We start from the raw sequence: 11,853 nt of genomic DNA, 5'->3' as shown, positions 1-11,853 counted from the left end.
TTATACTCCCGGCTGCTTAGGCTTTACGTGTTTAATACCTTTCATTTGTTCTGCCAATTCTGGGGGCATATATTCCTCATCGTGCTTAGCCAGAACTTCCTGAGCACTGATAACATTACTTTCCACAAGTGTGCCGGTAGCAACAATACCCTGCCCTTCGCGAAATAAATCTGGCAATATACCGGTGTAGCGCACCGTTACTGAGGGTCCGGTATCAACTAGGTCAAAGCTCACGGCCAGCGTTTGCTGATCTCTGACCACACTGCCTGGCACTACCATGCCTCCAATGCGAAGACGTTGACCAATTTCTGGTTTCCTTCCATCTCGGCCTTCGACAATCTGCGAAGGCGTATAAAAAAGATCAATGCTGTCTGTTAATGCAAATAGCATTAGCCCCACTGCGCCGGTAAGTAAAACACCAACCAAACCGACGGCCAGCAGTCGCTGTTTTCTACGTGGATTCATTTTTCTGCCTTGTCTGAAACGGAAGGAATAGAAACTCGGGGTTTACGCTGGCATTCTGCATTTTTAATACGCGCCTTGCGTTGTTTCTCTGTGGTGATCTGCTTCATTAGCGCCCGCTCTGCCACCAATGTTTGTGCAACAATGGCCAGTAAACACACCACCGTGAAACCAAAGGAAATCCAGACGTAAAAGCCGTAACCTCCCATTGCCCAAAAATCACCCATTGAATCAAACTGCATGGCTTGACCCCTCTTCTTTGCCCACTAGTCCCTGAACCCAAGGACGGTGAATTTCCCTGCGAACGATTTCGTTTTTCATCCGCATGAGGGTAACTGCCGCGATAAAACAGGCAAACCCAATGATGTTAATCAATAATGGCCACAGCATTTCAACTGCCATCGACGGTTTGTCGAACTTGGTAATTGTTGAGCCCTGATGCAGAGTATTCCACCACTCCACCGAATAATGAATGATGGGCACATTCACCACACCTACCAGTGACATCACACCCGCCGCTTTGCCGGCCTGAAGTTTGTCTTCGAACGCGCCGTACAACGCAATCACTCCCAGATACAAAAATAGCAGTATTAATTCAGACGTTAACCTGGCGTCCCAAACCCACCATGTTCCCCACATAGGCTTGCCCCAAGCCGCCCCCGTAAATAAAGCAATCAGGGTCATTACTGCGCCAACTGGCGCCATGGCAATCATGGCCATGTATGCCGTACGCCATTGCCATACCATTCCCACGAGCGCTGCGATAGCCATCGCCACATATGTACTCATGGACAGCATGGCACTGGGTACATGAATATATATAATCCTGAATGAATCACCTTGTTGGTAATCTTGCGGCGCAAATGCCAGCCCCCAAACAGAGCCGACAACCATGCACACCAGAGCCACAATCCAACACCAAGGCAACAATGTTTCACACAGGGTGTATGCCCGCTCCGGTTTCGCGTAAGGATGCATCCACTTCCACATTAGCTTTGACTCACTTTTAACGAATAAGCAATAGCTGACGGTGCCGCCGCCAGCGCTAACAACAGCATTGCGCCAATAATAGCTATTTGACTGCGGTAGGGTAACTGCAAGGCTGCAGCGTCTACGGCCGAGGTCGCGAATATCAACAACGGAATAAATACCGGTATTAGCAACAATGCTAGCAACACACTGCCTCTTTGAAGGCCTATAGTAAGGCCTACGGCAATCGCGCCGACCAAAGACAGTAACGGGGTGCCAAGTACAAGAGTGGCGATCAACGCCAGATACATATCAAGGGTCAGATTCAAAAACAAAGCGAGTAAGGGCGACAGAAACAGCAAGGGAAAAAACGTAACCAGCCAGTGACTGAACACCTTAACTAAAGCAATCATATAAAGTGGTATTCCGGACAATTGCAGTTGTTCAAGGGAACCATCTTGAAAATCGTCCCGAAACAGGCGCTCCATCCCCATTAGCGAAGAAAGAATGGCCGCAATCCATATCACTCCCGGTCCGATTCGCTGAAGCGTATCAGGTCCCGGCCCTACACCAAGGGGAAACAAGGTCACCACCATTAGCAGAAACATCAAGGGTTGCATCAGTTCCGCTTTTTGTCTGAAAGCCAAGGCTAACTCCCGCTGGAATACGCCCCGCGTTACACAATTCAAATTCGATACTCCAAATCGAAAAAAGTCAACGGTCCGGCAGACGTCGACAAGGGTTGATGAGATGTGGTTAATATTGCGCCTCCCGCCTTTACATGCTGGCACATCACCGCTTCCAGTTGCGATACACCGTCAACATCCAGCGCAGTAAAGGGTTCATCGAGCAACCAAACCGTGGCTGGTTTAAGCCACAACTTGGCCAGCGCCACCCTGCGCTGTTGTCCCGCAGACAATAAACGACAAGGAATATCTTCTACCCCAACCAGCCCCAGTACTGACAATACATCCAAAATATGCGCATCTCTTACTGCTACGGCGTGTTGGCAACACCAAAAACGCAAGTTTTCAATGGCGGTTAACGTATCGCTCATCCCAGGTTTGTGGCCAACATAAACCATTTCGCGATACCACTGCAAATCCAATGGCTTACCGCGCCAATTGACACAACCATGACTAGGTTGGCTCAACCCTGATAAGATCCGCAGTAAACTGGTCTTACCGGCCCCATTGGGACCACGCAAATACATCAGCTCACCTTCACGCAGTTGCAAAGACAGCCCGTCAAACAGAATGCGATCTTTTTTTATACAACTCAGATGACTGGCTTCCAGCACCGACTACCCTTATGATTATTAACACTTTGTAAAAAGTTACTCGAGGCATTCTACCATAGGCAATGGGAATCTCATCAAACCCATCATGCTATTAAACTTTTTTATGATTTAGTTCAAACCGAACATGTTAAACAACACGCTGTTTGTCACTGCGCCGTTGAGTTTTCTTCGAGACTGCCGATATGATTGATATGAATACACAGATTGCAGCATTGCTGACCAGCACTAATACGAGCTCAACAGAGGCCACCGTGCAACAAAAAGCCGTGTCGCCGTTGCTAACCTCATTACTGCAAAACCGTGTGTCGGTGAGTCAGGAAGGTAATACGGTGCGTATCTTGCTGCCGTCACAATCAGTCGAGTCGCAGCCGCTATCGCTACAAACCCCTGTGCCAGTTTTACTTTCCGAATCGACCGTATTCGCTATTGCTAAAACTGGCTCCACAGCCACGTTGTTTGACTTTTTGTCTTTAAATCAAACTACAACAATGAATCAGGCCAATGTCCAACGACTAATAAGGACACTTGCTGATGCCATTACCCTGGGCAGTTTGCAAAGTACGAATTTGTCAAAAGGGCTGAACCTTCACGGTATGATTGAAAGTTCAAGTCCCCAAAAACTCAATATATCACTACAACTTCCAGGCTCTCCGTCTGTTACATTACCAATGCCGCGCAATACGACACTTTTTTCTACTGGGGAAAAAGTGCGTATTCACATTCAAGCACCAGACATACAACGGGATCAACAACAATGGCCAGTATCAGTTAGCCGTATTCCGTCATCAAATACCAGCCAGACGACCGTGACAGCCAACTCTCCTCTTATCAAATTAGCGTTAGTCAAAGGCTTGGGAACAGAAGGTATAAAAATAGAAGGGGTGCCATCGAAATCCACCGCTGATGTTCTGCTGTCACCAGCACCACGTCAACCGGCAATAATCAGCGCCACGTTAACGTTAAAACATGCACAATTCACCCTGCAGGGTGTACAAAGTAACCCAGTACTTCAGTTCCCCGCGGTTCAGCTACCAGCCAGGACAGCTGACTCAACAACGTTTTTATTACCAGAGCATTTCCTCTCGACGCTTAATCGAGTGCCACAAGCCAGACAGTCTCCTTTGCAGACTCCTTCCCCTGTGGCTAGTCCAAATAATGCAGCCCCCCAATCATCGTTCTCATCGGAAAACGGCGAGCAAACCCTTCAGGTAACTCGAAGTTCAACGCCATCAACGTCAACCGCGAAACAAGTTCAGGAGGGAAAAATTCTGCCAGTAAGTCAGCTAGACGAAAGCCACACTCCTAAAATACAGGAAAAAATCCGTCAGCTTTCCAGGCAATTGTTAGCAGAAACTGGGTCCACGAATGAAGCTCTGGGGAAGTTAGTGCAAATTTTGCGAACACATACGAGTCATGCCCCGCAGACTGCTGATATATCCAAACAGTGGTTAGAGAAGATCTCGCTTACCTTTTCCACTGACGCGAAAATGGCTCCACTGCAACCCCGGGCCACGTCGTCGTCAACAACATATCGTTACGCATCCGAATCGCCTCCCGAGCCTTCGGCAAGTGCAATAAAACAACTGCTAACGGCGCAGCCTTTGGTTACTACCCCGTCAAGTATTTTAACCCCTCCCGCAGGCTCCGATTTCCTAAGTGCGCTGGTATCAATTTTACAGCTGGGATTAACTGGGCGTGCGCTGCGAAATCAGTCCGGTCTGTCTGCCATTATTGATAAACCCGATTCCGTGATTGCAAAATCTATAGGAAACGCTTCGCCAGGCCACACTCCGTCTAAAATTGCCAGTGATATGGCCGCACTAGACCAAAGAACGCAACTACTAAAGCATGTAAAAACTCTACTTGCTAACCATCAACAACAAAAAATACAAAGCGCAGAAAGCAGAACGTTGGGCAATGACAGTTTCTATTACGTACTTCCCGTCACCCGAGATGAAAACAAAGCGCCGGAATTATTATTTAGAGCGGAAGAAAAAGAGGCATCAGATAATAAAAAGTCGGCGAAGAAAGGACGTATATGGCATCTCACTATGAAACTTGATGTTGGGGAATTGGGGGAATTACTTGCAAAGAGTCGTATAGAAGGAGACAAACTAAAACTCGATGTTTATGCATCCACAGACCCTCTGTTGTGCAAGGTGTACGATACTTTACCTTATTTACTACGCCGCCTAAGCCATTTAGGTATAGAGGTAGATGGTCATTCATGCCAACGAGGGCAATTAAAAGGTCTGCTCAAAGATGCACCCTATCAACTTTTTGAGGCCCTGGTATGAGCGATAAAACCCGCAAAGCGATCGGTCTTCGGTACGGAAGTAGCGACAAAAAAACGGCACCAAAAATCGTCTCAAAAGGCTATGGCGATTTGGCTGAAGCAATTATTCATTCGGCACAGGAAGCGGGTATTCTTATTCATGAAGACCCCTATCTAAGCGACATGTTAGCCACCCTTGACTTGGGTCAGGAGATCCCCGAAGCCCTTTACTACATTATTGCCGAGCTCATTGCTTACAGTTACATGTTACAGGGGAAGACACCTCAGGGATGGGAAGACAGCGGACACCTTCCTCAAAAAGTATAAAAAAGCCCGCTGCAGAAAATCATCTAGCGGGCGTCATATCACTGTGCTGTGTTTTATCTGCTATCAATTATAAGGTTTCTTCAGATTCGTCCTGTGTATTTTCCGCTTTTACGGATTTACTCAGTAATAACTCAGCTCGCAACTTTGTTTCAATATCGTCGGCAATATCCGGGTTTTCTTTGAGAAACTTCATCACGTTAGCTTTACCCTGGCCGATGCGATCGCCGTTGTAGCTGTACCACGCGCCAGCTTTATCAACCAATTTTTGCTTCACGCCTAAGTCTATCAATTCAGCTTCTTTGCTGATGCCCTCACCGTAACGGATCATGAATTCTGCTTGTTTAAACGGCGGAGCGACTTTATTCTTAACGACCTTCACACGAGTTTCATTGCCCACGACTTCATCGCCTTCTTTCACGGCTCCTATGCGACGAATATCCAAACGAACAGAAGCGTAGAACTTAAGTGCATTACCGCCCGTTGTGGTTTCCGGGTTACCAAACATCACACCGATCTTCATTCGAATCTGATTGATGAAAATACAAAGTGTATTCGATTTCTTTATATTTGCTGTGAGTTTACGCAATGCCTGAGACATTAAACGCGCCTGTAAACCAACGTGAGAATCCCCCATCTCACCTTCAATTTCCGCTTTCGGCGTAAGGGCAGCTACCGAGTCAACAATAACCACATCAACAGCCCCCGAACGTACCAGCATGTCACAGATTTCAAGAGCCTGCTCACCTGTGTCTGGTTGAGAAACCAACAAATCATCGATGTTTACACCCAGCTTCTCTGCATATACTGGGTCAAGAGCGTGTTCCGCATCGACGAATGCACAAGTTTTACCCTTTTTCTGTGCAGAAGCAATCACTTGTAACGTAAGCGTGGTTTTACCCGACGATTCAGGGCCATAGATTTCGACAACACGTCCGCAGGGCAAGCCACCTATACCCAATGCAACGTCTATGCTCAGTGAGCCCGTCGAAATCGCTTCAATATCCATTGCCTGGTTGTCGCCCAGACGCATAATGGCACCTTTACCAAATTGTTTTTCAATTTGCCCTACGGCGGCGGAAAGTGCTTTTGATCTGTTGTCGTCCACGATATTATCCTCAAGATAATGACTGCTCATGTTACAAACCTGAGTACACATGTGCACATTATTCGTGACACGTACAACGGGTTTATTTACCAAGCGTTTTAAAATACTGTTGGGGGCATTTTATACTGTATAGGTATACAGTCAAGTGTATTTTGTGTTTTTCCTGTTTGCCCATGGGCTAATGGCTAATCACAACTCCTTTTGTACTGTTCAATGTGAATGATTTATGCCTGATGTGCAACCAGTCGTTGGTACAGAAAATCTATGGCAAAGGAAATCGCCTGATGCCTGACCGCACATCTGTCGCCATCAAACACCCGCTTTATCGCCAGCGTCTCTGAAAAAACAGCAAAACCAAACCATACGGTACCGACGGGCTTCTCCTGTGAGCCGCCCCCCGGACCGGCAATGCCACTAACAGAAATACCTATTTGCGCGCCGGAGCGCGTTGTCACGCCGGCAACCATTTCCCGTACTGTTTGCTCTGATACGGCGCCGTAGGCAGCCAGTGTGGAGGCTTTGACTCCCAACTGGGTCTGTTTGGCTTCGTTGGAATAAGTCACCCAGGACTGATTAAACCAGTCTGAACTGCCCGCCACTGAGGTAAAAGCAAAAGCGATTCCCCCACCAGTACAAGATTCAGCGCAGGACACAGTGGCACGGTGTTGCCGTAACGCCTCCCCCAGGGCTAAAATTTGTGCTTGTAATAATCCGTCCCCGGAAACAGTTGAAATATCTTCGTTCATATCAATAATACTCACCTGAGATTATAATGCAGTGTAACATTTCTTACCGGTTAACCAGTGCGGTTTGAAACTACTCTTCTGTGCTATAGGCCAGAGTATTGTACCGAAAAAAAAAGTGTTATCGCGGGAAAATGCTGACCTGAGTCAAGCATTTGCTAACGCGCACGCAATCGCAACGAACATCAAAGAGGTTTTCTTGGAATCACATACGCCCATGATGCGCCAATATCTGGCCATAAAAGCGCAACACCCGTCAATTTTGCTTTTTTACCGCATGGGCGACTTTTATGAGCTGTTTTATGACGATGCCAAAAAGGCAGCCCAGCTTTTAGACATTTCGCTTACTGCCAGGGGCAAATCTGGCGGAGAGCCAATACCCATGGCCGGCGTTCCTTATCACGCCGTAGAAAGTTACCTCGCGCGGCTGGTAAAAATGGGCGAATCCGTGGCCATATGCGAACAAGTTGGCGACCCTGCCACCAGCAAGGGACCCGTAGAACGACAAGTACAGCGTATTGTAACTCCGGGAACCGTTACCGATGAAGCGCTGTTGGAAGATCGCCGCGACAATTTGCTCGCCGCAGTGTGTGGTCACAGTATGCAATACGGACTGGCAACGCTTGATATTAGCAGCGGCCGTTTTTTGGTACTGGAATGCGAAAGCGACGAACATCTACTGGCAGAGTTGCAGCGCCTTAACCCTGCGGAGTTGCTCTATCCCGAAGGGTTTGACAGCCTCCCGCTTATTGAAAAACGCAAGGGTTTGCGCCGACGGCCCGAATGGGAATTTGATCCGCAAGGCGCCATTGAACAACTCACTTTGCAATTCGGCACAGCATCATTGGGGGGGTTCGGCATAGACGGGCTGGACAAAGCCGTCGGCGCAGCCGGGTGTGTACTTCAGTACGTAAAAGACACCCAGCGCACCGCATTGCCCCACATTCGCAGCATCCACAAAGAACAGCAGGAGACCCGCATTCAACTAGATGCGGCGACCCGGCGCAATCTAGAACTCACACAGAATTTGTCCGGCGGTATCGACAATACCCTGTTCAGCGTACTCGACACCACGGCAACAGCCATGGGAAGTCGGTTACTACAGCGCTATCTGCACGCACCTATTACCGACCACTATGAACTCAATGCCCGGCAAAGTGCCGTCGCATCGCTTATAGAAAAAGGCCACGACGACATTGCCGAAGCACTCAAGCGCATTGGTGACATTGAGCGTATTATGGCGAGAATTGCTCTGCGCTCAGCCCGTCCGCGGGACTTCTCCAGATTGCGCAATGCGTTCAACGAATTACCGGACTTATTAAACGTATTGGCCGGTCATGACAACGCACTACTCAATAGTATCGCTGCGGGTATCGGTGAGTATCCCGACCTGCAACACCTACTCAATGACGCCATTGTTGATAACCCACCCGTCGTGATCCGTGACGGCGGTGTCATTGCCGAAGGATTTAACGAGGAACTCGATGAGCTGCGCGCATTGTCTCAGGGTGCGACAGACTATCTCACTGCACTGGAGCTGCGGGAACGAGAGCGCACCGGTGTATCAACCCTGAAAGTGGGCTATAACAAGGTACATGGTTTTTTCATTGAATTGAGTCGCGCAAACAGTGCCTGCGCACCGGCCGATTATATTCGAAGACAAACCTTGAAGAATACCGAGCGCTACATTACCCCGGAACTCAAAGAACACGAAGACAAAGTACTCACCAGTCAAAGCCGCGCACTGGCGCTGGAAAAACAGCTTTACGAATCCTTATTCGACGCCTTCGCACCGCACTTAAGCGCCCTTATTAACACGGCTGAAAGCCTCGCTAAACTGGATGTTATGCAATGTTTTGCCGAGCGCGCTGTCGCACTGGATTTGCATTGTCCCACGTTAACCAACGGGAAAGAAATTGACTATAACGCCGGGCGACATCTGGTAGTAGAGCACGTGATGGATGACCCATTTATTGCCAATCCAGTTCAACTTAGTTCCAGCCAGCGAATGCTGGTTATCACTGGCCCCAATATGGGTGGTAAATCAACGTATATGCGTCAAACCGCCCTCATTGTACTTATGGCTTACCTGGGTAGCTATGTTCCGGCAGAAGCTGCGCGTATAGGCCGGGTTGACAGAATATTCACCCGTATTGGCGCTTCCGACGATCTCGCCTCCGGTCGCTCTACCTTTATGGTTGAGATGACAGAAACGGCTAACATCTTGCACAATGCCACCGAATATTCACTGGTCTTAATGGATGAAATTGGCCGTGGAACCAGTACGTACGATGGATTGTCGTTAGCTTGGTCCTGCGCCTGTTTTCTCGCCAGGGAGATCAATGCCTATACGCTTTTTGCCACTCATTACTTTGAACTTACTCAATTAGCCGACACAGAAGATGGGGTGATTAACGTGCATTTAGATGCCGTTGAACACGACGATAGCATTCGCTTCATGCATCGTGTAGAAGCAGGGGCCGCAAGCAAAAGCTATGGATTACAGGTAGCGCAACTTGCAGGGGTGCCTCGCCCCGTCATCCACGCAGCAAAAACCAAGCTCAAAGAATTGGAAAACCGCGAGCGAGATGTGCCAGCAACAGATAGAAGTATCACTCCCGCTTCTCATCCCCCCCTTGCTCCTCAAGGCCAGTCTGAAATGACATTCACTGATATGCCAGACCCACTACGAGAGACATTGCGCAATTTATCACCGGATGAACTATCCCCCAGACAGGCTCTGGATTTGATTTACACCCTTAAGCGTCTGAGTAAGACTTAGTTGCCGCGAAGCGCGTAAATCTACTGTTGTAGAAGGAAATGCGACGGCTCATCGGTGCCGCGGCGCCAGCGAGAATTGAAGTGAATTCAACGGGGTGTGGTGAAAGCGAAAGAACGACAGGCAAACAGATTGTTTGCCTGTCGTTCTTTCGCTATACTACTGCGCCGTCCCAGTGTTGAGGTTATTTTCTGTCTCTCTCAACACATTAGCCATACAATCCAACGCCTTAGGTTTCGCATGACAAACTATATTTTCGTCACCGGTGGTGTCGTATCATCGCTAGGTAAAGGTATTGCTGCCGCTTCGTTGGCAGCCATTCTCGAAGCGCGTGGTCTCACCGTAACGATGTTAAAACTGGATCCATACATCAATGTCGATCCTGGTACTATGAGTCCAATCCAACACGGGGAAGTATTTGTCACAGACGATGGAGCGGAAACCGATCTGGATCTGGGTCACTACGAGCGATTCATACGCACCCGTATGACAAAACGCAATAACTTCACCACCGGACGGGTGTACGAAGAAGTATTGCGTAGAGAGCGTCGGGGTGACTACCTCGGTGCCACTATTCAGGTTATCCCTCATATCACCAACGAAATTAAACGCCGTGTTATTGACGGTGCTGAAGGTCACGATGTTGCCATCGTTGAAGTGGGAGGAACCGTAGGTGACATCGAGTCACAACCCTTCCTTGAAGCCATCCGGCAACTAGGTACAGAAGTGGGTCGCGATCGCGCCATGTTCATGCATCTGACCCTCGTGCCTTACATGCCCGCCTCCGGTGAAGTAAAAACCAAGCCAACGCAGCATTCGGTGAAAGAATTGCGCTCCATTGGTATTCAGCCAGATATTCTGGTGTGTCGCTCTGTAGGAGCACTTCCAGCAACTGAACGCTCTAAAATTGCGCTGTTTACTAACGTTGCAGATAAAGCCGTTATTTCATTAAAAGACGTAGACAGCATTTATCGTATTCCCGCTGCACTGAAAGCTCAGGGGATGGATCAGCTGGTTGTCGATCGCTTCCGCTTAGATTGCAAAGAAGCCGATCTGACAGAATGGGAGCAGGTGCTATACGCAGAATCCAATCCTACCGCTGAAGTTAACATCGGAATGGTAGGAAAATACGTCGAACTACCCGATGCCTACAAATCGGTGAACGAGGCATTAAAGCACGCAGGTTTAAAAAATCGCTTAACCGTGAATATCCATTATGTGGACTCACAGGATGTGGAAACCAAAGGCACGCAAATCCTTGAACACCTAGATGCCATCTTGGTTCCCGGTGGTTTTGGTGAACGCGGTATCGAAGGTAAAATTGCTGCTGCCCGTTATGCTCGGGAAAACAAAGTGCCCTATTTGGGTATTTGCCTCGGCATGCAAGTAGCCCTTATTGAATTCGCCCGTAACGTTGCTGGCATGGAAAACGCCAACAGTACTGAATTCAATTCAGATACGCCGTATCCTGTGGTGGGTCTTATTACTGAATGGCTCGACGCAGATGGTTCTACCGCACAGCGGGATGCCACTTCTGACTTAGGTGGTACGATGCGCTTAGGCAGCCAGTTGTGCCATTTAATTCCCGGCAGTAAAGTTCACGACATTTATGGCAGCGAAGAAATCTACGAGCGCCACCGCCACCGTTATGAAGTTAATAACAACCTGCGTGACCAAATCGAAGCGGCTGGATTAAAGGTAAGTGGTTTGTCCACCGACAAACGGCTTGTAGAAGTCATCGAAATCCCAGACCATCCTTGGTTTGTAGCCGGTCAGTTCCACCCGGAATTTACCTCTACACCCAGAGACGGTCATCCGTTGTTTACCGGATTTGTAGAAGCTGCCGGTAAATATCAGAAAGAAAATCACTGATTCTAATAGTTTGCGGCATTC

At 48.5% G+C, this 11,853-nt stretch carries 11 protein-coding genes; 4 read left to right on the top strand and 7 right to left on the bottom strand.

Features of this window, described 5'->3' with window-relative positions; all coding sequences use genetic code 11:
* Genes ccmE through ccmA form a run of 5 tightly spaced genes read right to left on the bottom strand, consistent with a single transcriptional unit; the run spans position 1 to position 2,731 of the window.
* A complete protein-coding gene (gene ccmE / locus KO518_RS09690) occupies positions 1-465 on the bottom strand; it encodes a cytochrome c maturation protein CcmE (protein WP_216025654.1) in 465 nt (154 codons plus the stop codon).
* The gene (gene ccmD / locus KO518_RS09685) at positions 462-704 is read right to left on the bottom strand and encodes a heme exporter protein CcmD (RefSeq protein ID WP_216025653.1); all 243 of its coding nucleotides are present in this window, start codon (positions 702-704) and stop codon (positions 462-464) included. The genes ccmE and ccmD overlap by 4 nt, the downstream gene beginning before the upstream one ends.
* Complete coding sequence (locus tag KO518_RS09680) at positions 694-1,452, bottom strand: heme ABC transporter permease (RefSeq protein WP_216025652.1); 759 nt, start codon at positions 1,450-1,452, stop codon at positions 694-696. The genes ccmD and KO518_RS09680 overlap by 11 nt, the downstream gene beginning before the upstream one ends.
* On the bottom strand, positions 1,452-2,120 hold the full coding sequence (gene ccmB / locus KO518_RS09675) for a heme exporter protein CcmB (RefSeq protein ID WP_216025651.1): 669 nt from the start codon (positions 2,118-2,120) through the stop codon (positions 1,452-1,454). The genes KO518_RS09680 and ccmB overlap by 1 nt, the downstream gene beginning before the upstream one ends.
* The gene (gene ccmA / locus KO518_RS09670; protein WP_216025650.1) at positions 2,117-2,731 is read right to left on the bottom strand and encodes a cytochrome c biogenesis heme-transporting ATPase CcmA; all 615 of its coding nucleotides are present in this window, start codon (positions 2,729-2,731) and stop codon (positions 2,117-2,119) included. The genes ccmB and ccmA overlap by 4 nt, the downstream gene beginning before the upstream one ends.
* Before the next feature lie 182 nt (positions 2,732-2,913).
* On the opposite strand from ccmA, the gene KO518_RS09665 reads away from it, so the two are divergent.
* Both KO518_RS09665 and KO518_RS09660 read left to right on the top strand, forming a co-directional pair.
* The gene (locus tag KO518_RS09665; RefSeq protein ID WP_216025649.1) at positions 2,914-5,028 is read left to right on the top strand and encodes a flagellar hook-length control protein FliK; all 2,115 of its coding nucleotides are present in this window, start codon (positions 2,914-2,916) and stop codon (positions 5,026-5,028) included.
* Positions 5,025-5,333 carry an EscU/YscU/HrcU family type III secretion system export apparatus switch protein gene (locus tag KO518_RS09660; RefSeq protein ID WP_216025648.1) on the top strand — a complete coding sequence of 103 codons (309 nt, stop codon included), beginning with the start codon at positions 5,025-5,027 and terminating at the stop codon, positions 5,331-5,333. The genes KO518_RS09665 and KO518_RS09660 overlap by 4 nt, the downstream gene beginning before the upstream one ends.
* Positions 5,334-5,400: 67 nt before the next feature.
* Here KO518_RS09660 and recA read toward each other — a convergent pair whose 3' ends face one another.
* The gene (gene recA, locus KO518_RS09655; protein ID WP_216026859.1) at positions 5,401-6,438 is read right to left on the bottom strand and encodes a recombinase RecA; all 1,038 of its coding nucleotides are present in this window, start codon (positions 6,436-6,438) and stop codon (positions 5,401-5,403) included.
* A 224-nt stretch (positions 6,439-6,662) separates the two neighbouring features.
* Positions 6,663-7,184, bottom strand: a complete 522-nt coding sequence (locus tag KO518_RS09650) for a CinA family protein (RefSeq protein WP_216025647.1) — start codon at positions 7,182-7,184, stop codon at positions 6,663-6,665.
* A 214-nt stretch (positions 7,185-7,398) separates the two neighbouring features.
* Here KO518_RS09650 and mutS point away from each other — a divergent pair, with 214 nt between their 5' ends.
* Both mutS and KO518_RS09640 read left to right on the top strand, forming a co-directional pair.
* The gene (mutS, locus tag KO518_RS09645; protein WP_216026858.1) at positions 7,399-9,963 is read left to right on the top strand and encodes a DNA mismatch repair protein MutS; all 2,565 of its coding nucleotides are present in this window, start codon (positions 7,399-7,401) and stop codon (positions 9,961-9,963) included.
* A gap of 237 nt (positions 9,964-10,200) precedes the next feature.
* A complete protein-coding gene (locus KO518_RS09640; RefSeq protein WP_216025646.1) occupies positions 10,201-11,832 on the top strand; it encodes a CTP synthase in 1,632 nt (543 codons plus the stop codon).
* The last annotated feature ends 21 nt before the right edge of the window (positions 11,833-11,853 follow it).

The organism is Aestuariibacter sp. A3R04, from assembly GCF_018860805.1.
Taxonomy (GTDB): domain Bacteria; phylum Pseudomonadota; class Gammaproteobacteria; order Enterobacterales; family Alteromonadaceae; genus Alteromonas.
The sequence above is the reverse complement of the archived record's forward strand: the minus strand, read 5'-3'. Positions and strand labels throughout refer to the sequence as shown.